This window comes from Acholeplasma oculi (assembly GCF_900166985.1).
Taxonomy (GTDB): Bacteria; Bacillota_I; Bacilli_A; order Acholeplasmatales; family Acholeplasmataceae; genus Acholeplasma; species Acholeplasma oculi.
Map to the genome: position 1 here is coordinate 83,656 of NZ_FUZK01000003.1, position 23,063 is coordinate 106,718.

22 protein-coding genes and 1 riboswitch are annotated in these 23,063 nt (G+C 31.3%); of the genes, 6 read left to right on the plus strand and 16 right to left on the minus strand.

What is annotated here, in order from left to right; translation table 11 throughout:
* Window positions 1-5: 5 nt before the first annotated feature.
* The 11 genes from B5X49_RS06245 to B5X49_RS06290 form a co-directional block, all read right to left on the minus strand.
* Entirely contained in the window at window positions 6-497 is a 492-nt protein-coding gene (locus tag B5X49_RS06245) for a V-type ATP synthase subunit K (RefSeq protein ID WP_045749107.1), read from the minus strand.
* A gap of 13 nt (window positions 498-510) precedes the next feature.
* Window positions 511-2,400 carry a V-type ATP synthase subunit I gene (locus B5X49_RS06250; RefSeq protein WP_045749106.1) on the minus strand — a complete coding sequence of 630 codons (1,890 nt, stop codon included), beginning with the start codon at window positions 2,398-2,400 and terminating at the stop codon, window positions 511-513.
* Entirely contained in the window at window positions 2,397-2,705 is a 309-nt protein-coding gene (locus B5X49_RS06255) for a hypothetical protein (protein WP_045749105.1), read from the minus strand. The genes B5X49_RS06250 and B5X49_RS06255 overlap by 4 nt, the downstream gene beginning before the upstream one ends.
* 391 nt (window positions 2,706-3,096) lie before the next feature.
* Window positions 3,097-4,410 carry a TldD/PmbA family protein gene (locus B5X49_RS06260; protein ID WP_045749104.1) on the minus strand — a complete coding sequence of 438 codons (1,314 nt, stop codon included), beginning with the start codon at window positions 4,408-4,410 and terminating at the stop codon, window positions 3,097-3,099.
* Window positions 4,410-5,795: a TldD/PmbA family protein gene (locus B5X49_RS06265; RefSeq protein WP_045749103.1), complete on the minus strand. Its 1,386-nt coding sequence runs from the start codon at window positions 5,793-5,795 to the stop codon at window positions 4,410-4,412. The genes B5X49_RS06260 and B5X49_RS06265 overlap by 1 nt, the downstream gene beginning before the upstream one ends.
* Complete coding sequence (locus B5X49_RS06270) at window positions 5,788-7,584, minus strand: ABC transporter ATP-binding protein (protein WP_045749102.1); 1,797 nt, start codon at window positions 7,582-7,584, stop codon at window positions 5,788-5,790. Before B5X49_RS06270 ends, B5X49_RS06265 begins: the two co-directional genes overlap by 8 nt.
* Window positions 7,577-9,340 carry an ABC transporter ATP-binding protein gene (locus tag B5X49_RS06275; protein WP_045749101.1) on the minus strand — a complete coding sequence of 588 codons (1,764 nt, stop codon included), beginning with the start codon at window positions 9,338-9,340 and terminating at the stop codon, window positions 7,577-7,579. Before B5X49_RS06275 ends, B5X49_RS06270 begins: the two co-directional genes overlap by 8 nt.
* Before the next feature lie 63 nt (window positions 9,341-9,403).
* Window positions 9,404-9,550, minus strand: coding sequence for an ABC transporter ATP-binding protein/permease (locus B5X49_RS07610; RefSeq protein ID WP_115734957.1), 147 nt, complete (start codon window positions 9,548-9,550; stop codon window positions 9,404-9,406).
* Between the two features lie 62 nt (window positions 9,551-9,612).
* On the minus strand, window positions 9,613-9,990 hold the full coding sequence (locus tag B5X49_RS06280) for an SHOCT-like domain-containing protein (protein ID WP_045749100.1): 378 nt from the start codon (window positions 9,988-9,990) through the stop codon (window positions 9,613-9,615).
* Entirely contained in the window at window positions 9,990-10,433 is a 444-nt protein-coding gene (locus tag B5X49_RS06285; protein ID WP_045749099.1) for a DUF2089 domain-containing protein, read from the minus strand. The genes B5X49_RS06280 and B5X49_RS06285 overlap by 1 nt, the downstream gene beginning before the upstream one ends.
* Before the next feature lie 14 nt (window positions 10,434-10,447).
* Complete coding sequence (locus tag B5X49_RS06290) at window positions 10,448-10,783, minus strand: hypothetical protein (RefSeq protein WP_045749098.1); 336 nt, start codon at window positions 10,781-10,783, stop codon at window positions 10,448-10,450.
* A gap of 168 nt (window positions 10,784-10,951) precedes the next feature.
* Between B5X49_RS06290 and pepT the strand changes: the two genes are divergently transcribed.
* Together pepT and B5X49_RS06300 are read left to right on the plus strand one after the other, a co-directional pair.
* Window positions 10,952-12,169 carry a peptidase T gene (gene pepT, locus B5X49_RS06295; RefSeq protein WP_045749097.1) on the plus strand — a complete coding sequence of 406 codons (1,218 nt, stop codon included), beginning with the start codon at window positions 10,952-10,954 and terminating at the stop codon, window positions 12,167-12,169.
* A gap of 24 nt (window positions 12,170-12,193) precedes the next feature.
* Window positions 12,194-13,189: an aldo/keto reductase gene (locus B5X49_RS06300; RefSeq protein WP_045749096.1), complete on the plus strand. Its 996-nt coding sequence runs from the start codon at window positions 12,194-12,196 to the stop codon at window positions 13,187-13,189.
* 57 nt (window positions 13,190-13,246) lie between these two features.
* Here B5X49_RS06300 and B5X49_RS06305 read toward each other — a convergent pair whose 3' ends face one another.
* On the minus strand, window positions 13,247-14,446 hold the full coding sequence (locus B5X49_RS06305) for a hypothetical protein (RefSeq protein ID WP_045749095.1): 1,200 nt from the start codon (window positions 14,444-14,446) through the stop codon (window positions 13,247-13,249).
* A 148-nt stretch (window positions 14,447-14,594) separates the two neighbouring features.
* Between B5X49_RS06305 and B5X49_RS06310 the strand changes: the two genes are divergently transcribed.
* Genes B5X49_RS06310 through B5X49_RS06325 form a run of 4 tightly spaced genes read left to right on the plus strand, consistent with a single transcriptional unit; the run spans window position 14,595 to window position 17,681 of the window.
* Entirely contained in the window at window positions 14,595-15,323 is a 729-nt protein-coding gene (locus B5X49_RS06310) for an ATP-binding cassette domain-containing protein (RefSeq protein ID WP_045749094.1), read from the plus strand.
* Window positions 15,323-16,000: an ABC transporter permease subunit gene (locus tag B5X49_RS06315; protein WP_052669931.1), complete on the plus strand. Its 678-nt coding sequence runs from the start codon at window positions 15,323-15,325 to the stop codon at window positions 15,998-16,000. The genes B5X49_RS06310 and B5X49_RS06315 overlap by 1 nt, the downstream gene beginning before the upstream one ends.
* Before the next feature lie 6 nt (window positions 16,001-16,006).
* Window positions 16,007-16,810, plus strand: a complete 804-nt coding sequence (locus B5X49_RS06320; protein ID WP_045749092.1) for a MetQ/NlpA family ABC transporter substrate-binding protein — start codon at window positions 16,007-16,009, stop codon at window positions 16,808-16,810.
* A gap of 52 nt (window positions 16,811-16,862) precedes the next feature.
* Window positions 16,863-17,681, plus strand: a complete 819-nt coding sequence (locus B5X49_RS06325) for a mechanosensitive ion channel family protein (RefSeq protein ID WP_052669929.1) — start codon at window positions 16,863-16,865, stop codon at window positions 17,679-17,681.
* A gap of 52 nt (window positions 17,682-17,733) precedes the next feature.
* Here the strand turns inward: B5X49_RS06325 and B5X49_RS06330 are convergent, their stop codons facing one another.
* The 4 genes from B5X49_RS06330 to B5X49_RS06345 form a co-directional block, all read right to left on the minus strand.
* Window positions 17,734-19,962: a hypothetical protein gene (locus B5X49_RS06330; protein ID WP_045749091.1), complete on the minus strand. Its 2,229-nt coding sequence runs from the start codon at window positions 19,960-19,962 to the stop codon at window positions 17,734-17,736.
* 8 nt (window positions 19,963-19,970) lie between these two features.
* Window positions 19,971-20,603 (minus strand): hypothetical protein, encoded by a 633-nt coding sequence (locus B5X49_RS06335; protein ID WP_045749090.1) that lies wholly within the window; start codon window positions 20,601-20,603, stop codon window positions 19,971-19,973.
* A 12-nt stretch (window positions 20,604-20,615) separates the two neighbouring features.
* Window positions 20,616-20,689, minus strand: a riboswitch (cyclic di-GMP riboswitch).
* Window positions 20,681-21,277: a signal peptidase I gene (locus B5X49_RS06340; RefSeq protein WP_045749089.1), complete on the minus strand. Its 597-nt coding sequence runs from the start codon at window positions 21,275-21,277 to the stop codon at window positions 20,681-20,683. (Overlaps the previous riboswitch by 9 nt.)
* Window positions 21,274-23,055, minus strand: coding sequence for a hypothetical protein (locus B5X49_RS06345; protein ID WP_045749088.1), 1,782 nt, complete (start codon window positions 23,053-23,055; stop codon window positions 21,274-21,276). Before B5X49_RS06345 ends, B5X49_RS06340 begins: the two co-directional genes overlap by 4 nt.
* Between the last annotated feature and the right edge of the window lie 8 nt (window positions 23,056-23,063).

The following is a 23,063-nucleotide window of genomic DNA, read 5'->3' on the forward strand; positions in this document are numbered from 1 at the left end:
GATCCTCAGCCTGGTAATTGAGTCCACATTAAGATAGAAATCAATAATGCAAGAATTGCATAAGTCTCTACTAATGCAGTCATTGTGATACCTCTGGTTGAAATTTCAGGTCTTTTACCTGTCATTAAAATCGAAGATGCAGACATTTTTCCTTGATAAATTGCAGAAAATAATCCTACAATTGCAATAGGTAATGAAGCAGCAAAATACATTTGACCTTCAAGTGGTGTTAAGGCAATCGGATTACCTGTTAACCATTGCATTTTAACAAGCATTAATACTGTTACTAAGAATCCATAAATACCTTGTGTTCCTGACAATGCTTGTAAAAGTAATACTTTACCAAATAACTCTGGTTTTTCACTTAAAACTCCTGTTGCAGCTCTACCTGCAATAGATACTCCCATTGCAGAACCGATACCTGCTAATCCTGCTGATAATGCAGCACCTAATAGTGCCCAAGTTAATCCATCAAACTCTAAAAATACGAATGGCATAATTTATTTCTCCTTATTTTTTCTCTTTTAAATTTACTTGATAAACATATTTTAATTGAAGTTGTAGGGGTTCAAATAAATACCCTCCACCTTCGTAAAACTTACCATAATACTCTAAATATTGTAATCTTCCCGCATGAACATATGCGCTTAGTAATCCCATTACAAAGTTGAATATATGTCCGACTAGATATACAACAATACCCAGTAAGAAACCTACGAAAGGAATCGAATTCCATACCATATCAGCAAGTAAATTCATCGTAAAGGCAATGACTGCTGAGGATAATGCTAATGCTAATATTCTTGAATAACTTAGGACATCTGATAGATAGGAAGTTGAACTATATAATCCACCAAAAGCAGACATGATTTTACCAAAAATACTCTTAGTATGTCTTCCGCTTAATACGATAATAATTAAGACACCTATACCAATTGATCCTAGTGCAATATAGGTTAATATATTCATCAACATTGCATCCAGTTGAATAAACATTGTTGCAGCATAGATACTTATACCTAATAATATGAGTATCCATGAGAGTCCATCTGCAATTCCAGTTAAGATATCTCCTTGTTTAGCGGTATTAATCATTTTCATAATGAGTGCACAAATAATATGTATGATACCTATTGCTATGGATATAATTAACATCGGAACCGGGTCTTGTATTGGGTCTAGCAATGGTGTATAAAGTGTTGCACCAAAGAATGATCCAAAGACTAAACCAGCAAGGATTGCCGTAAATCCAGAATAGAAGAAAATGGTTGCTAAATCTTTAATACCACCTCTAAGTTTTCCAAATTTAGCAGCTAAACCAAAGATTAGAATCATGGATAGTCCATATCCAATATCACCCATCATAATACCAAAGATTATCCAGTACCAGAAACTCATCATAGGGTTAGGGTCAATTTCTTTTGGAGATGGAATTGAGAATTGATTTGTAATATATTCAAACGGTTTAATGAGTCGGTTATTTTTAAGTGCTGTTGGTACATTTTCATTTTCGTTTGCGTCTCTAGTTTCAAGTTCATAGGTTAAGGATTCATCCTTTAGAACCTTTTCTAAATCCGCTACTTGATCACCACGCATCCAACCTTCAATATAAACTGTTTGATTGGTTTTTCCTAAATTGATTTGTTTTCTTAAGTCTTTACTCACTTGTTGATCATATAAAAGTTTTAATTCAGCTAATTGTTTGGTATGTTCAATCATGAAATTTTCTATATCAACAATTGCATCTTGATACTTTGTCATCTCATTTTGATAATACTCAATCATTAATGGATTCTTTTGTGAGAATTTCTCAATTTCATGTTCTATAAATTGGTGTTGATTAAGAATATCTTTTGCTTGTTCATAATATTCCTTATCGAAAACGACATTAATATATGTATAGAACTCATCTTTGCTTATGATATCCACATATGCATCAATACCTTCTAAGAATCCTTTTAATGATAAGAGTCGTTCTTCTTTAACTTTACCGAGCAAAACATCAGTAAATTTAAGATTTTTTAACTTCGCTTGTTCTACAGGAAGTAAGCGATAAGGAAGAACGGTTTCTAATTTCTTTTTGAACTTTTGAAATCCTTCTTTATGTTTGGTTAATTGATTTTGCTTCTCTATAATCTCATTTGCAACTAAAAGTGTATTATTTGAAAGATTTTCAAATCTTTCTAGTTCAACAACTTCATTACCACCAATGGATTTTTTCAAGTAACCATCTAAGATTTCAATCGCCTTAGATACTTTAATGGTATCTTCAGATGGTGATTGTGTTTTCAAATACTTTTGATCAAGCATTAAAAATCCATGGACTTGGATTGTTTTAATAATCTTATTGAAGTCTTCTTCCATAAAGATAAGCTTTGCTTTTTTCATTGATACTATCATGAACTTAAAACCTCTTTTTTAAGTTCAAGAATGTATTTTTCAACAACTTCTTTATAATCGCTATCAATTTTTTGATTGAGTTCTAATTTCTTAGCTTCTAGTGCTTTTGAAATTCTGTTTAACTCATCTTGCGTTGATTGTTGGATTTGATCTATTTGCTCTTGATAAGATGCTTTTAAAAGATTAATCTCTTTTTCAGCTTCTACTTTTTTCAAATCTAAGATTTGTTGAGTTTTATCTTTAGCTTCATTTATAGAAATTTCAACTTGCTCTTCAAGTTCTATGATGCGTTCTAGTTTACTCAATTGTAAGACCTCCACTATAAATTTTTTATAATTCAATCCATTCAGACCAAAATGAAGTTTTATTCAGTATGAAATCCTATCCATCAGCATGTTTATAAAAATTTCACTGTATGAAAGGTCATAATTGATGCACTTAATTTGAATGGAATCGCATTGTCAGTTGTTATTTTAGCATGATTTAAACTATCTTTATAACGATATGCAACGCAAACTTATTCAAATATATTGAGTACATCATAAAACTCATATCTGCTTTTAGATGATTCTAATATATTGTATCATTTTTGGTGTTTTATTCAAAGTCATATCATAACATTGTTCCTTATTTTACATAATTGAGTCCATCAAATAAAAAGCCTCAGTCATATGACTGAGGCGTTCATAAAGCGATTTATTTTTCTTCTCCGGATACTGTAAGTTTTCCAACATGAACTGATGGTGAACCTACACCTGATAAATCAAATTTAAGGTCAGATCCGATACCTTTAATTTGTAATAAGAGTTCAAACCAGTTTCCTGATAATACAACCATCTTAACGGCATGATCGAGTTTACCGTTTTTAATGAGTACACCACCCGCTTGTAAGCTGAAATTACCATTAGAGTGATTAACACCTGCATGTAAGCCAACTAAATCTGTTACATAGAAACCTTCTTCAATATCTTTGATTAATGCATCAAAGTCTTTAGTACCTGGTTCTAGGTAAAGTGCCGCAGGTCCAATGGAACCACCAAATGCGTTACCCGTTGGTTCTTCATTAAATAGTTTAGCAGTTCTAAGAGAGTGTAAGAATCCAGTAAACACGCCATCTTTAATAATCTTCTTAGGATTCGCAGCAACCCCTTCATCGTCAAAAGAGTTTTGGAATGGTGCAAGTTCATTTAATGGATCATCCCAAAGATTAAAGAAATCTACTGCAATTTTCTCACCTTTTTTATCTTTTAAAGCAGTTACTTTACGGTAAGCTGCCTCACCTGAGAATAATCCACTAAAGACATTTAACATATCACCAAATCTCTTGGATGAGAATACTGTTTCATATTGTCCTGTTTTAATACTCTTACCATCTAATTTAGATAATCCAGATTCAATGGTTTTTTGTGCATCAGCTTCGGCATTAAAATCATCAAACTTTTTAGCAAGAACAACTTCATAACCTGTTTTGATATCACCATTTTTCTCAAAGATTGCTATACCGTATGCATATGCAAAATTATGCTTACGCGTAAGGTTTAATCCTTTCGAGTTGATAATTGTTGTTTCACCGTAATTTTCTGAATAGTTTGTAGAATCCATTTGCTTAACATATTCACATTTTAAGATATTCTTTTCTAATTCAAATAAATAGTTAATCTTATCTTCAATAGCTACGCTGTCAAAGTCAAAATCATTTTCTTTAACAACTGGATAACTTTTGGACCCTTCAAATATAATTGCAGGTTCTTTAACTGTTAATGCAAGTGCGTTTAATTTGAGTAAATCAAATAAATCATTAATCGCTTCATCACTTAAGTTTTCAAGTGTACCAGAGACTAACTTATCATCAAAGATTGCTTTAACTTTCGCTTTATTTACATCGGAAGTCGTTAATGCTTCAACTTTTCCTTGATAAACTTCAATAGAAAGTGATTTGGATCTTGTTGAATAGATTTCTACTTCACTAAAGCCTTTTTTAAGACCTAATTCAATCCATTTTTCAAACATTATTTCTTTCCTCCTTGTCCACCAACAAGCATTTTAGATACTCTAATGGTTGGTTGGCCTACATCGGTTGGAATCGATCCACTTCCAGCACCGCACATACCTTGACCAAATGTTCTATTGTTTGCAACACGGTCAATATTTAAAATCGTTTCAGCACCGTGTCCAATCAGCATTGCACCACGAACTGGTTTGGTTAATTTACCATTTTCAATCATATAACCTTCCATAACAGCGAAGTTATACTCTCCAGTTGCAGGATTAACTGTTCCACCACCTAGTTTTTTAGCAAATAGTCCATATGGTGTATCTTTAATAATATCTTCATAATTTTCTGTACCATTTTCAATGTACGTTGTATTCATACGTGCAGTTGGTGCATATTTATAACTTTGACGACGACCAGAACCAGTTGATTCATAGTTCATACGTTTACCACTCTTATAATCGGATAAATATCCTTTTAAAATACCTTTTTCAATTAATAAATTTTTCTGAGTTTTATGACCTTCATCATCAAATGTTGTTCTACCCCATTGCTTAGGATCATCACCATTATCATATGCTGTAACAACTTCACTTGCAACTTTTTGTCCTAGTTTTCCAGCAAAAGGTGATAAACCTTTAGAAACAGCACTCGTTTCAAGTGGATGTCCGACAGCTTCATGGAAAATGACGCCTCCAAAACCATTATGAATAACAACAGGCATTTCTTGAGGTTCCATGTTATCTGCATAAAGATAAGTCATTGCAGATTCTGCAACTTCTTTTGCAAGTGCTTTAAAATCTATTTCATCAAAGATTTCAAATCCCATATTTCTTCCAGGTGCTTCATATGCATCTTGAATGAGTGCATTATCTTGAGCTGTTGCTGTTAATGCACAACGTGTATAGGTTCTAACATCATCTTGTAATAATCCTCTAGAATTTGCAATTAAAACCTTTTGTTCCCACTCAATTAAAGTTGCACCTGCTTGAATGATTTTCTCATCATGATTCTTAATGATATTGGATAGTTCAATTAAAGTCTTACTTTTTTCTTGTGGCGTTAAACTGTTATGTGGTTTTTTAATGTCATTGACATAAGGTAATTTCTCACCAAGTGGTTTTGCAGTTTGTTTACTACCCTTAAATGAACCACGTAATGTTAACATCAGTTTTTCAATAGATGCATAGGAATCATCATTAGAATATCCATATACTTCATCAATACCTTGAAGTAAACGAACGCCCACGCCATGTACATCTCCTGTTGTAACACTTATAACTTCTCCGTTATTCACAGAAATTCTTCCACTTTTAGTATCTTCTAAAAAGATTTCTGAAAAATCTGCACCGGTTTCTAAACCGAGTTGGAGCAATGTTTCTAATTCTTTTTTATTAAGCATGTATGTCTCCTTCTTTCTTATCATATTGCAGTTGATATAAATTAAAATATAAACCCTTTTGTTTCAATAATTCTTGATGCGTACCCATTTCAACAATTTCACCTTTACTCATTACAATGATTCGGTTACTATGTTGAATGGTTGATAATCTGTGTGCAACGATTAACATGGTTGAGATGTTCATCATTTTACTTAATGAATCTTGGATAATACTTTCAGTTTCTGAGTCAATGTTTGCTGTTGCCTCATCTAATATCATAAGGCTAGGGTTATATACAACCGCTCTAGCAAATGATATTAACTGACGTTCACCACTACTAAAGTTATTACCACGTTCTAAGACTACGTGGTCTAATCCATGTTCTAATTTATCTAATACATAGTCTAATCCTACATAATCACTTGCTTTTTTAATATCTTCATCCGTGATTGTTGGATCTCCTAAAGTAATATTATCTCTTATTGTACCACTAAATAGGAAAACATCTTGTAACATTTGTCCTATAAATTTTCTAAGACTTGAACGTTTAATCGTACGTATGTCAATTCCATCAATTAAAATTTGTCCTTCTTGGATGTCATAGTTTCTAACAATCAATTGTAGAATGGTCGTTTTACCACTTCCTGTTGCACCTACAAAAGCAACAGTTTCATTCGGATTCACTTTAAAGGATACGCCTTTTAAAACCCATTCATCAGGTATATATTGAAACCATACATTTTTAAATTCAATTCTACCTTCAAACTTATCGAGTTCAATTGCATCTTCTTGATCTTTAATATCTGGTTTGGTATCAAGCACATCAAAGATTTTTTCTGCAGAACTAAATCCGTTTTGTAAACCATTGAATTGTTCAGATATTTGTTGAATTGGCTCAAAGAATTGTCCTACATAAATATAGAATGAAATGAATAATCCAGGACTTAATATTCCCGCTAAGACACTAGATACCCCAAAATAAATAGTGAGTATACTTGCTATCATGGCGATTAACCAAATGATGGGTCTATAGATACCAAAGATATTAATTTCAGTTAAATAACTTTTCTTTAATTTATCATTAATCTCTTTGAACTCTTTAATTTTTTTATCTTCTTGATTAAAGATTTGAGTAATCTTAATACCACTTAAGTTTTCAGATAAGAATCCATTCACTTCAGATACATTATTTCTCACTTGACGATATGCATTTCTTGAGTATTTTCTAAAGAGTTGGGAAGCAATAATAATGAGTGGTAGAGTTAAGAATACTAATAAAGCCATAACATAGTTAATTACAACTAAAATGATACCAATGATGAATAACATTAAGAAGTTTCTAATTAAGTTTACAATCGTATTAGTAAACATATCCGATATATTTCCTGGGTCATTGGTTGCTCTTGTAACGAGTTTTCCTACAGGTAATAAATTAATTTGTCCAATCGATAGATTTTCTATATGTTCAAATACTTCTTTTCTTAATACGTGGGTGACATCTTGACCTATTTCTTGTAACATCATTTGTTGGAAGAATCCAACGACAACAGATGTCATAAGTATCGCAACCGCAATAATTGCACCTATAATTAATACTAAAACTTTAAAGTCAAAGGTGTAATCAGGATTGACCATTAAGTCAATAGATAAGCCAGTTGCAAGTGGTAAGATCAGATTTGCAAATGTCGTAATAAACATTAATAAGAAAGCTGTTAGGAAACGTTTCTTATGTGGTTTTAAATAAGTTAATAATCGTTTTGTTAAATTCTTATCGGCATGGGACTGATGGTTATCGTTAAAATCACGCATGATGTTCACCTTCTCCCACTAATGCTTCTAATTCTTGTAGCTTAACCATATGTTTATAGGCATCATTGGTTTTAAGTAATTCTTTATGACTACCAACTCCAATGATTTGACCTTTTTCAATTAATATAATTTTATCTAATTTTTTAACCGTTGAGATTCTATGAGCAATCATAATGGTTGTTTTACCTTTTCTGATTTTTCTTAGATTCGATATAATTGCCTCTTCAGTTTTTGTATCAACAGCAGATACAGAGTCATCTAATATAAGTATTGTTGGGTCTTTAGCAAGTGCTCTAGCAATAGAGATTCTTTGTTTTTGACCTCCTGATACTGTTGTTCCTCTTTCACCTAAAATGGTTTCGTATTGTTCTTTAAACTCTAAAACGTTTTGGTGTACATCAGATAGTTTTGCAACCTCATGTAACCATTCATCTGAAATAGGTTCTTTAAAACTAAAACCAATATTATTTTTAATGGTATCTGAATACAAGAAATTATCTTGTGGTACATAACCAATATGGTCTCTTAATGTTTTGATCTCTAGATCATTGATATCATAAGAACCGTAATAAATCATATTTTTATCGGTATTATATACATGTAGAAGTAATTCCACTAGTGTTGATTTACCGCTACCTGTTTTACCTAAAATACCTACCATTTCGCCTGCTTTAATGTCAAAATTCATATTTTTTAAAACAGGGTTTTTGTCTCCATCATATGTAAAGGTTAAATTTTTAACTGTAATACTACCATCGATTGTAACATCCTTGATAGGGTTATCTATATCCTTAACATCAACATCAGATTCTAAAAATTTATAAATTCTTTTAGCAGAAGCTTGTGCTTGACCATTAATATTCATAAACCATGATAAGGCAAATATTGGCCATAACAATGTAAAGAAATAAGAAATATACTCAGTTAAGGTACCTGAATTTAAGTTACCTCTAGCAATCAGTAGTGAACCATATACTAATACGGATAAAATCACTAGGGTAATCATCACATCAATAATGATATTTACAAAGACTGCATAGCGCATATGTGCCATGGATTTGTTGTAAACTTCTTTTGATTTTTTGTCGAAAGTAATCGCTTCTTTTAATTCTCTAACATATGCTTTAATTACTTGAATGCCTGTAAAGGACTCTTGCGTAAAATCACTCATTTTTTCAAATGATTCTTGTCTGACTTTAAATTTATGTTCCATCTTAAGTTCTAAGAAGAAAACCAAAATACCCATCAGTAATAAAGGTATAAATGCATAAAGCGTCATTTCCCAGTTTAAGTTAAACATTCTAAATAAAACCATACCACCTAATACTAATCCATCAATTAGCATAAGTAGTCCAAATCCGTATAGTTCTCTTATGGCATTTAAGTCATTAATAAAATAACTCATTAAGCCACCTATTTTTTCTTTAGAATAGAAATTTTGGGATAACTTCGTTGCATGTTTGAACATTTCAAAACGAATATCTGTTTCAATTTTTCTACCATTTCCAAAAAGTAAAAATCTCCATAAATATCTACCAATTGTCATAAAAGCAACAATCGAGATAATATATAGTAGGGGTTCATATAGTTGAGTGATGGCTGTTAACTCATTATCCTCAACCTGTGTAATAATGACATTAAATATTCTAGGTATTTCTAATTGAAAGTAATCAATTAAAACTAAAATAACAATACCTAGTAGGAATTGAAATCCATATTTTAAATAATAATGTCTAAAGTGTTTAAGTAATATCATGTTTTTTTCCTCATTTAATATTGTATCAAATATGTAAGGAAAAGTTCGTTATAACACGAACTTTTAATGCATATAATTTTTGGCTTGAGTTGTAAAAAGTTTATAATAAAGAGATTCTTGATTCATCATTAAGGTATCATGTGTTGTAAAATCTTTCATCACACCACCATCAATCACTAAAATCTTATCACAAAACTTGGATGAACTCATTCTGTGAGAGATATAGATTGCTGTTTTTTCTTTAACAAGTTCATTGAAATGTTCATAGATTTCTATTCTACAATAACTCTTACTTTGTCTCCGTCTTCAGAGTCCACAGAAACAATTTCACCTAAGACTCCTTGACCTACCATATCTAATATTGCATCAATATCAATATCAAAATCATCTAACTTGTTGTTTCCAAACTTTCCATTTTTGAGTAGTTTTGCAAACTCAACAGGAATATTTACACGCACCTTTTCACCACCAGATGCATCAATAACAATCTTAAGCATTTTGAAAGGTCCTTTTTTATCTTTTAAAACGACTGTTTCATCTTTAGGCTTATCCGTTAATGCAGCAAGTAATGCCTCAGCTTCTTCTGGGTTAATTTTACCTTCTCTTAATAACTCCAATATTTGAAGTCTTTCTTCTTTTAATTGATCCATTATTTTGTTTCTCCTTTTAATTTTTTGATAAGTTTAATGGCCTCATCTACCTTGATTTCACCTGTCTTAATTTTATTTAAGATGTCTATTTTCTTTTCTTTGGTTGAGTCTTCATTGAATTTAAATTGGAAACCTTTATCTTTAGGTTCAAATGAAGGTTCATCATCTTCGACACTATAACCTAAAGATGTAACAGCTTCATCTAAATATTTTTTAACTGTAGGATAACTAATATTCATTTCCTTTTCTACAGCTTTAATATTCCCTCTGTTTTTAACAAAGATTTCGATGAAATAAAGTGTTTCAGGGTTTAGGTAGTTGAATTTTGAAAATCCAAACTCACCCTTTATTTCTGTATGACAATGATCACATGATAAATGTGTGATATGTAAATCGTGGTTACAAACCGGACATGCAGTTAATGCTTTATTGGGTTTAGACATTTTTTAAATCCTCCTTAGATTGTCTTTATATGAATATATGCATCTTTTGATATAATTTGTACTTTAATACCTTTGACTCGAATCATTTGAATGAGGTCTTCTCCTCTAATACCATCAGGATTCGTATCCTTCATTCTCTTTAAGAAAAATGAAATGATGGATGAATGAACTGGAAGAATTGTGAAGATACCAATGAGTGAGGATAGAAACCAGTGTTCACGAATTTGTATCTTTATACTGACAAACCGACTCTTGGGTAATTTCCTTAACGGATTATATAGGATATCATATGCTTGATCAGATTTAAGTTTTTGTTTATAAACTTTATTCAGTATTTTATTTTTCTTCATTTTTCAGTCAAAATCCTTAACTTTTTTAATTTACATATTAATAATATTACTTAAAATTCAAATTGTCAATACTTTTGCATCAAAAAATTAAAAAAATTAATTTGGTGATTAATTTTATCAATATCGAACTTAAATTATGTATAATAGATATATAAGCGAGGTATATAGATGAATAGATTAGTAGAAAGATTTTTGCGTTATGTCAAGATTGACACGCAATCCGATCCAGATTCAACAACATTCCCATCCACGTTGAAGCAATTGGATTTATCTAAAATGTTAGTTGAAGAATTAAAAGGGATGGGTTTAGATGCATTTTTAGATAAGGATGGTTATGTATATTCTAAATTACCATCTAATATTAAAAAGGATGTTCCAAGTATTGGTTTTATCGCGCATGTGGATACTTCTTTTGATGCACCAGGTCAAGGTGTTAATCCTAGAATCATTAAGAATTATCAAGGTGAGCATATACAATTAGATGAAACTTATCATATGGAACCGAAACAATACCCTTCATTAAAAAAGGTAATCGGTGAAGATATTATTGTAACAGATGGTAAAACACTTTTAGGTGCTGATGATAAGGCAGGCGTTGCAGAAATCATGGAAATGGTTGAAAGATTAGTTGAAGATCCTTCAATCGAACACGGTGATATTTATATTTGTTTCACACCAGATGAAGAAATCGGTAAAGGTGCAGACCGTTTTAATTATGAATGGTTTAAAGCTGATTTTGCATATACAGCAGACGGTAGTGAAGTAGGTGGTATTGAGTATGAAAACTTTAATGCTGCTTCTGCTAAAGTCAAATTTACAGGTAAATCCATCCATCCAGGAGCATCTAAGAATAAAATGATTAATGCGCTACATTTACAAATGAAATTTCATCAAATGTTACCAACATTTATGAACCCTGCATTTACAGAAGGTTATGAAGGTTTTAATCACTTAACTGAAGTCAAAGGGCATGTTGAAGAGGCTACTGCTAAATATATTATTAGAAACCATGATATGTCAATTTTTAATGGACAAAAAGAAAAGTTTATTCAAATTGCTAAATACATGAATGATTCATATGGTTATGAATGTGTCTCGGTTGAGTTAAATGATTCATACTATAATATGTACGAAGTGATTAAAGATCATATGTATGTCATAGATTATGCGGTTGCTGCAACTAAAAAGTCAGGTCTTACACCTAAATTTGAAGCTATTCGTGGTGGTACTGATGGTGCAAGATTAACATTTGGTGGATTAATTTGTCCAAACCTCGGTACTGGAGCGTATCATTTCCATGGTCGTTTAGAGTTTGCAAGTATCCAACAAATGGAAAAAGCTGTTGAAGTATTCACAAATATTGTTAAAGAAGTTACACTAAAATAATATTTAAAAAGGGGGATTCTTATTATGTCATATATAGCAAACAAAGATCGTTATGAAAAAATGATTTACAGAAGATTAGGCACTTCCGGACTCAAACTTCCAGTTTTATCCTTCGGTTTGTGGCAAAACTTCGGTAAAGATAATGATTATGAAACATGTAAAAACATGATTCTTACAGCATTTGATTATGGTATTACCCATTTTGATTTAGCAAACAACTATGGACCTCCTCCAGGTCATGCAGAAATTGTTTTTGGGCAAATACTAAAAGATGCACTCATGCCATACCGTGATGAAATCATTATTTCAACCAAAGCAGGTTACGGCATGTGGCAAGGTCCTTACCAAGATGGAGGATCTAGAAAATATTTAATGTCTTCTCTAGATCAATCATTAAGTCGTATGGGTATTCCATATGTTGATATCTTCTATCACCATAGAAGAGACCCTGATACTGATTTAAAAGAAACAATGATTGCACTTTATGATATTGTACGTAGTGGAAAAGCATTATATGTTGGGTTATCCAACTATAATTCCGAAGATTTAAAGAAGGCACATCAAATACTTGATTCCCTTCATGTGCCTTATGTCATCACGCAACCAAGTTATTCCATGTTTAATAGATGGATAGAAAAAGATGCTTTACTTGAAACTCAAAATCAACTTGGTGGTGGAGTGATTTGCTATTCAGCACTTCAACAAGGATTATTAACAAATAAATATATCCATGGAATTCCTGAGGACTCCAGAGCTAAAAATCCAAATTCTTGGTGGTTCACTGAAAAACACATCACACCTGAAGTGATTGAAAAGCTTAAAAAACTAGACGTCATTGCTAAAAAAAGAAACCAATCCATTGCACAAATGGCACTTGCTTGGACACTTAGAAATCCTTACATGACTTCTACATTGATTTCAACATCCAAACCAGCTCAATTAGAGGAAAACTTAAGAACATTAGATAATCTTGAGTTTAGTGATGAAGAACTACTTGCTATTGAGGAAGTAATCAAATAATATATAAAAAAGAACTAACAGCCACTTTATATTTGAGCTATCGTTAGTTCTTTTTTTCTAATCTGTGAATAAATTGATTAACTTCTTATCTTTTCTTATACCAAGTTCAGATATTGAGTTCAATTTCAATGTTTGATCATAATCTAATATATATAGTTCTTTTTGATCCAATATACCTTGATCAAACAATAAATAGTCCATTGAGGTAAATATGATTTGATTCTTATAAACTTCTAAATGTTTTTTGATTTGAATAAGTAATTTCTTAGCAACATTATAAGGAATATGCTTCGTCATGTTTTCGATACAAATCGTTTTAGAATTTACATACCTAAATACTACAAATATATATATAAGTAACTCTTTTAAATCTAAGGATAGTTGATTAAAATCACTCATACCTTGCACATTGGACTCTATATTTAATGTATAAAATCTTAAATCATTTAAATTTGTACCTTTAATGCGATACAAATGTTGATATATCCATATATAATGATTGATTTCTTTAGAGTTTGTTACTAGATTTCTAATTTCATCCATCAAATCATCATATCGGTGTCGATTGAGCTCTGATCTTAAATCATCTAAATCTACTTCTTTAAATAATATATTATGAATCGGTAATTCTAAATATTTGATAACCTCTAATACTTTTTCATATTGTTTCGTTTTGATATCTTCAAAAATTAACACATGTTGATTTAGATTAATCGATTCAATATTCATCAAGTCTTTTGTTATTTCATCAAAGAAATCAAGCTTCGATGACTCGCTAAAATCTTTAACATGAAGTTTAGATAATATAAGTTCTCTCCTTTCATATCTCAAGTCATAAAGATATGTCTTAAATCGATCTAAGTCGATACCTTTAAATCGTTTGGATAACGTCGATTCAATATCAATCTGAAACATTTCACGATGAAATAAATTAATTTCACTATGAGATTTTATTTCACTTAAAGACTCCAAATCGATTTCGCCTTTTGTTAGATTTAATATCAGTTTATATCTATACGACTTTTGATTCACTTCAAAGGTTATTTGTAAAGATACATGTTCATGATGATCCAGCCTAGGTATTCTTCTTAACCCAAACTGATAAATCGTTTTAATCAAGACAAAAATCTCCATGAAGTCTTTCGTTAAGCCTGGTTTTACCGGTAATATGAAATTTCTGGGATGGTTTGGATCTAAGGTGATGGTTATTTTTTCACGGATAGATTTATAGTTATTGATTTCTATGCTTTTTATCATAATTTTCGTAATAATCCTTATAATTTTATTCCATATAATATAATTATACAACAAATATACGATATTTTCTCATTATAAGCGAGTAAATAGATTATTTCATTCATTTCATTTATAATGTACAAGATTGAAATATAAAGGAACTTTATCTATGCTAGAACTGATTCAAGTTAGTAAGTCATTTAAATCAAAATTTACCAAACAAAACGCCTTAATTGATATTTCTCTTAAAATTCATGAGGGTGATATTTTTGGTATAGTCGGTAAGTCAGGTGTAGGTAAATCAACCCTTCTAAATATATTATCTTTACAAATGTTACCAGATAGTGGAACATTTCTCTTTAAGAATCAAAAGGTCGATTCTTTAAAGAAAATTCAAAAACAAAAAATGATTGATGAAACATCTTTCATATTCCAAGATTTTTCATTACTTTATAATTTGACTATTTTAGAGAATATTGCACTTCCATTAAAACTAAGAGGCATATCTAAAGAGGAACGACTCAAAAAAGCGAAACTTATGCTTGAATTCGTTGGACTTTTGGATAAGCAGGACGCATATCCAATAAAGTTATCTGGAGGTGAAGTTCAAAGAATATCGATTGCAAGAGCATTAGTAACAGAACCCAAAATTCTTTATTTAGATGAACCCACATCCTCTCTTGATGAGGCAACCACATTAGATATATTGAATATAATTAAAGAAGTTCATCAAAAGTTTAATATCACCATCATTTTAGTATCACATCAAATGTCTGCGATTAAATATATATGTACGAGAGTTCTGTTACTCGAACAAGGAAAAATTAAACGTTTAGGTCCTATTCAAAATAGTAATGACTTTAAACCAACTTATGATTTACTTTGGGAGGAAGCATGATGAACATTCTACTTTCTACTTTAGAACAACAATCTTTAATCAAAGCAAGTTTTGAAACTTTAGAATTACTATTATGGAGTGCACTAATCTCTATTCCATTAGGAACACTTCTAGGATATATATTTGCCTTATATGGCAAAGATAAAGTATATCAGAATAAATGGATTGCATATACTTTATCTATGATTGTAAGTATGATTCGTTCAATTCCTTTTATCTTGTTCATGGTTATTATCATCCCAATTTCCTTTAACCTATTTAAGACAAGTTATGGATTTATCCCTTCAATCATATCATTAACTTTAATTGGAATTGCTACAACAGCAAGACTTGTTGAACAGGCTATCGTTGATTTAAACCCTAATATTTATCGCTTAGCAAAAAGCTTAGGTGCGAATAAATATCAACTGTTTAGACACTTTATCTTTATTGAAGCAAGATCCAGTTTGATACTTGCATATACAAGTAGTCTAATTAGCTTACTTGCATATTCATCTGTTTTATACATTATCGGTGGTGGTGGTTTAGGCTACACCGCAATCCAAATTGGTTATTACTCACCTGTAGGACATGAACTTATGTATGCATCTACAATCATCATGGTTCTAATTGTTCAACTGATTCAAATGCTAGGAAATTTACTTGCAAACTATTTAAATAAGAAAAAGAGAGGATAATTTAAAATGAAAAAAATATTTTTACTTACAATAGCTTCACTCATTATGGTTTTAATCGGTTGTGCAGAATCAAAAGATACTTTAAAAATTGGAGTTAACTTCTACCCAATGCCTGAAATTGTTGAACTCATTCGAGAAGACTTACTTACTGAAGGTATTGAGATTGAAGCAGTTCAAATGGATTACAACATCTTAAATACACCACTACATCAAGGTGAAATTGATGGTAACTTGATCCAACATCAATATTTCATGAATTTCTTTAATCAAGCAAATGATGCAAACCTTGTTGTTGCAACCCCTGTGTATCATTCATTATTTGCACTATACTCTGGCGTTTATGATACGATAAACGACATACCAAATGGTGAAACCATTTATATTCCTGAAGATGTCGTTAATCTTCCAAGAGCATTACTTCTATTAGAATCATTAGGATTAATTGAACTAGCAGAAGGAAAAACAACGAATGCAACATTAACTGATGTTCAATCAAATCCTAAAAACTTAAACTTTGTTACAAGATCACTTGGAACAACCGCTCAAAGTTATCATACAAATGATAGAAAGCTTGCTGTTATGTATCCATCCTATGCAAGAACTCCTGATAATCAATTAATGGATGCAAGTGATGTATTAGCTTATGAAGAACTCAATGAACTAACAGAAACTTATGCAATTTCCTTTGTAGTTAGACAAGATAATCTAGATGATCCTAGAATCGTTAAGTTTATAGAACACTTAACAAGTGAAAAGGTACGAGCTTGGATTGAAGCAAATTATGGTTGGGCAGCCATTCCTGCGTTCTAAAAACTTTAAAAAACACCTCAATTATGTTATAGTATAGTTGAGGTGTTTTTATATGGATATATTAAAAAGTTTTTTAACAGATTGGCTAACTGGTCTAGGTTTACCTATCTATTTAACAGAATTAATTACTACACTTGTAGCAGTTACTGGATGGATTTTATTAGGATACATATTTTCTTTTATTGCGAAATTTATTATTTCTAGGTTAAAAGCTAAAGAAAGACATCTTGTTAAACGCCAAAAAACTGTAACAGCATTAGTGATTGCACTTATAAAATATATATTTTGGTTTGTAATGGCAATGATGGTCTTAAAGGAGTTCGGACTCGATTTAGCTCCAATTTTAGCAAGCGCTGGTATTTTAGGTTTTGCAATTGGTTTTGGTGCACAAGAATTAATTAAGGACTTAATTGCAGGATTCTTTATTATCTTTGAAAATGCATTTGCTGTAGGAGATTTCATTCAACTGGGTGACTTTAGCGGTACTGTATTAGAGGTTGGAATTAGAAGAACAAAGTTGATCAACTGGAAAAATGAAATTAGAATGGTGAATAATGGTGATATTAAAGTCATCACCAACTTCTCAACAGGTAATTCAATCGGTGTTGTTGAATTCATTGTAAGTCCTCAGTTTGATTTAAGATCCTTCTATTCTGAAGAGTTTGTTGAGTTATTAGAAAGCTATGCCAATAAACCAGACATGGTTGAAACACCAACATACCTTGGCGTTGTTGAAACTCAACTACATATGGTAAAACTTCGAGTACGCTTTGCAACAGTGAATCAAAAACACTGGGCATATGAAAGAGAACTTAGAAGAGATATTCAAATGTTTATTCAAGATGTTAGAGAAAGAACTAAAGTATTTTAATCAGGTATAATGAAAAAGCAGTTTATAGAATTTTCTATAAGCTGCTTATTTCCTATCCTGTTATTGGGTCCCAGTCAATTGGGTGTTCTTTCCAAACGTTAAAATCAATTCCTGGAACATTGGATGTTCCTGTTGGATTGGTTGCAGGAAGTAATTCCCAGAACGAACCATCATAAATAACGAAGTCACCTTGTTTGTATGAGTTGTTTGCACGCCATACATCTGTTAACTCATTCCATCCATTTCTAGCAGTTCCTGGAGCTGTTGTTGAGTTTGTACCATTTGTACCTGTCCAAACATACATTTCATTATTATAAGATACAATACTAATTTGAGTTGTTGTATTAAAATATGTACTTGTTAATGACCATTCATCGGATAATTTTTGCCATGCACCACTTACCCCTGGTTCTTGATTGGTTGATGTGCCTGTTCTTAATGTGTAATAATCACCATTATGTAGAACAAAGGCATGTTGTCCATAAGTGTTTTTATAGTGCCATCCTTCATCTAAAGACCACCACCCAGTACTTGTACTTGGATTAGCACCCGTTGAAGTACCACTTTGATTCCAAAAATATCTCACGCCATCAAAAATGACACTTTGATATCTACTGTATGTTGTAGAACTATTAAATGTTCCTTGATGGCTAATGGTTGCCCATCCTGTGCCACCTGGTGTTTGACTGGTTGATGAAGTTGCAACATAATACGTACTATTATGGAATAAAATTGTGTTTGCTGCATATGTATAACCACTTGTATGTGTTCTACTAATACGTCTAAAGTTCGATGTATTTGTTGTTGGATTGCCCCAAGATACACCACCTGTAACTAAGTAATAATTACCTAGATAACTCACATATTCACCAGTAACATATTTTTGATAATTAAATGAATTAAACTCCATACCTGTAAGACGAATTGCTTGCCATGACTGAGGTGTGGATGAATCTGCTCTAAAACTATTATATGCTACATAGTTTGTACGAACACCACCTGAGATGGTATATGTATATTTACCTCTAACAAGTTCAGAACCTGCTGAAAACTCAGCACTTAACGGTTCCCATGCCCATGCAAGTGGCGGTGGATTACCTGGCCAAACAGTTTGTTTTGCACGGTAAAATTTTCCATCGTTTACATTATATATAATTTCACCTGGATTATAGACACGACTACTATTAAATCTAATTGAAACAATTTCCCATGCCCATGCAGATGTATCTGGATGTGCACCAATTGAGTTTGCTCTAGCTTTATAATATCCTGCATTTTCACCATTATTATCTGCATCATCATAATATACGATGTCATCGGTACTATAGTTAATACCTGGTTGCCAATTGGTAATCATGGACGGAGAATAAAGTAAAGCCTCAACACCCCAACTTGAAGGTGTTTGATAAACTGCATTAATATTAATGGTGTTTCCTGATCTTGTAACTGTAAAATCGACATGATTCACTAAATTGATTGTGACATTATAATTGGCTGCTGGAAGTGTTAAACGTTCATTTAAAGCACTTCGTTGATGCCAAATATATGTATAGTGATTACTTGGTGATTTAAACTCTACATAAATACCACGTTTTAATGCTTCATTTGATACATTGGTAAATAAAATATTAAGTGATTGTGAAGAAATTTGAGATGCAACATTAAATGTCTTAACGATATGATTGGATTGACTTAAATTCCAATTACTAGAACGATTTGCTTGAGTTGCTGAAACGATCATTGAAATTCTAACCGTTGAATTGGCTGGTAGATTTGCAGTATTTACATTTGCACTTGAAACAAAGTTAATCTCATTTTGACCAAATGTTTTTGATAATACTTGGTCATGATTATAATAACCTTGACTATCAATAAGTGAAGGATTTGCATAATTCCAACTAAAGACATTAGGTCTTGTTAAAACCGTTGTTCCATTTAACCATTGTTCAACAACTTTTAAACGGACATTAATTGGTTTTTCAGGGGAGATTACGACCTTTAAATTAAGGTTCATGATTCCACCTGTTGTATAGCTAATAACTTGAGCACGTGTTAATTTTATAGTTAAACTATTCTTATCAACTAATGCATTATTATAATCAATAAATTGCCCATTTAAAGTAATATTTGCTCTTGCATCAAAAAGATCTGTACTACGTACATTAATATCTAATGCTTCAGTTGCTGGTTGTAACATAAACCAAGCATATACACCAGCTATTGTTGTACTTGAGATAACGAGTGTTAAGAATAAAATAAGTATTTTTCTAATTTTTTTCATATGGTCACCTATATCATAACCTTTACACGGTATATAAGTGAATGATACACTAGTTTTTGATCTGGTGTAAGTCCATCATATGAACCCCAGATATACACATAGATATCCTTATCTGATTGAGCTGGTATATTGATCCCTTGTGCATTGTGATTACCAATAGCGGTAAATACATTAGCAGTTGATTGGAAATACGATATTCTTTCAGTAAGATATGTAATTTGAGACATGTTTGAATTTTCATCTAATACAAGGTATTTGATTCCCGGTTGACTTCCTGCTAAACTTCCAAACTCAGGTGCAGCTACCACATTTAATTGTAATTTAACATTTACAGATAGTAATCCTGGGTTTTCAACATTTAGACGAATTACAGATGCAAATCCGTAAAAATCAAGACCTGGTGTATTAAATTCAACATCTGTTAAATAAACTAAATCTCTAATTCTATCTCCTAAGAAGATTTCTTCGGATTCAGCATTTACTTGTAAGACTTCATTGTTTGAAATGATGGTTGATCCAAATGGATCTACACTGCCCATATTGCCATAGTCAATAAACCATGCAAAAACGCCAGTCACCATCGTAGTAACTGATATCAGTACGAATATGATTAAGATAATAAATCTTCTTAATGCTTTCATTCTGTATCCTTCCGATGCAACTGGCTGTCTTCTTAGACCCTTTAGTTTTGCGTCCTTAAGTTCCCTTAAGTTTGCCCCTAATCTTTTCTTTCTTTGTTTAATGTTTCTAATAGTTCTTTTTTATAGTCTGCTAAGTCTTTTTCGTATTTTTGCTTTTGCTTCATAAATAATTGCTTAAGTATATTATACCCTTGAATGATAAATAATACCAAGCATATGATTATAATTATTCCAATAAATATTAATCTAGAGTCCACAATGAATTTACCGATGAAATTACCACCAAATTGTGTGACTTTTCCGATATATTCATCTGCTGTTATATAGCCTTCAGTTGCAAAATCGTCCTCAGGATTATTGATTCCTTTGGTAATAAAACCTTCATCATGTTTTGATATAATTTGGTGAACAATTGTGATGCCGTAAACGGATTTAAATGCAATCACATCATTGACTTCTAATATGGTGTAATCCACGTCTTGAATGAGAACAAAATCACCTACAAGTATCATCGGTTCCATAGAGTGAGTTTCAACAACTCCATACGAATAACCCAATATAGATACAGGTTTTTTAGATATAAAACTCATGAACGATACAGTAACGATTAAAGCAGTAATCAAAAGAATAATGGTAATTAATATGAGTTGAATCACTCGAATTGATTTTTTCATTTTTTACTTTTTAAAGAGGCCATAGCTTTTTCATGACTCGCTTTAATTTTTTTCTTCTGTTTATCAATGTATTGCTTTTGTTTTAGTTTCTGCTTTTCTGTTGCAATTCTTAATTTTTCTTTCGCATCATTCTTTTGTTTTAATAATCGTTTTTCTTCTCGCTCTGCTTTTCGTCTTTCAATTTCTGCTAAACGCTGTGCTTCTTTTTTATAACGATCTCTATAAGTTGCTTTTAACTCAATGAGCATCTCTTTATCTTTTAATACTTGTACTTTTTGTTCTTCTAAGTATTTTAATCTTTCAAGTTTCATGTAGGCTTTGTTTGCTTCCATAACTTTTTTAGCTTCAAGTCTTAGTGCTTTATCACTGTCTACTTTAACTGAATTAAAGAATCTCTTTTGATACTTTAAGACAGACTGATACCATTTCTTTTCAAGTGCAATTGCTTTTTTATAATCAGACTCTTTAAGCTCTCTCACAATACTTGCAATTTTAAACTTTTCATCTGCACTTTCTAAGTCTTCTTTAGGATTGGTTTCTTGAACCAGTCTATTAAATACATCATCATCTTGATTGATTTCAAAGTATGAAGCATATAGACTATTCGTAATTTCAATCGTATCTTTTAAAGCTTTTTTAAGTGCTATTTCATATTTTGGTTCTTGCTCTAAATACTGATCTAAAGTTTTCTTAAATATTTGTTTATTTTTATTAAGATAATACTCATTAATTTTTGTATCTTCGATTTGAATCTGTTTTGGATCCGTCATTAAATCTTCTGGATTAATCTTAATAATTTCTGCTTTTTTAATTTTGTATTTATGTGTCAGTAGATTTGCATTTTTCTCTCTAAATTTATCATGATACATCATGGTTGCAAATGCAAATAATGCAGATTGATTTAAATGTTTACGGTACGTTTCATTAAATCGTTTTTGTTTAACATCCTTAATAAGCTCATAACCTAAACTACTGTACTGATCAAGATATTGCCATAAGAGATAACAGTTTTTATAGTTCACGTTTTTTAAGATAATTTGTGTTTTCATAATAGGCGGCATAACTCGTTTATAGTTACGCATCACTCTCATGAACTCTGAGTTTAATAAACTACCCATTTTCTTATTTAATTCTTGTGCACGTCTTAGAAGTGATTGATTATGTTCTTCTATGGTTCCTTTATCAATCGTTTCTTTTTCTCTTAGGTTAATATCAATTTCAAATATCGAATTATCAATTTTAATCTCAACATTTTGACTTAATTCATTAATTTTAGTTGTGTTCACATCTTCTTCTAAAATCCGAACTCTTTTAGAGATAAATTGAACAAGTCGATGAATTAAAGTCGATACAAATCTATTTTCATAAATTCCAAATTCATCTTCAGATTGTTGTACCAGTAGTTTTTTAGGTCGAATTTGTGATTTATCCATACCATCTTCTGGTAATTTTAATAAATGTGTATTCGCTGCTAAATGTCTAACAGTTCTAGAACCTGTCTTTTTAGCTTTTTCAATGATCACAACATCTTCTTCAACACGAAGTGCTGATTTATAGTTTCTAGCAATTTTATCAATATATGGATAATAAGATTCAATTGCAGCAATCCAGTGATCATCAAACTTTTTGGTTTCGGTTGTTGTTACATTCTTTAATTTATTTTGTCCTTCATATAATCCTTGATAAAAGTAAACAGGGAAATCCGTTTCTGTTTCGATATCATCAATGTAGGAGATTAACATGGAGTAGAATAAATCTAAGTCGTAACTTTGTTTCAATAACCTCT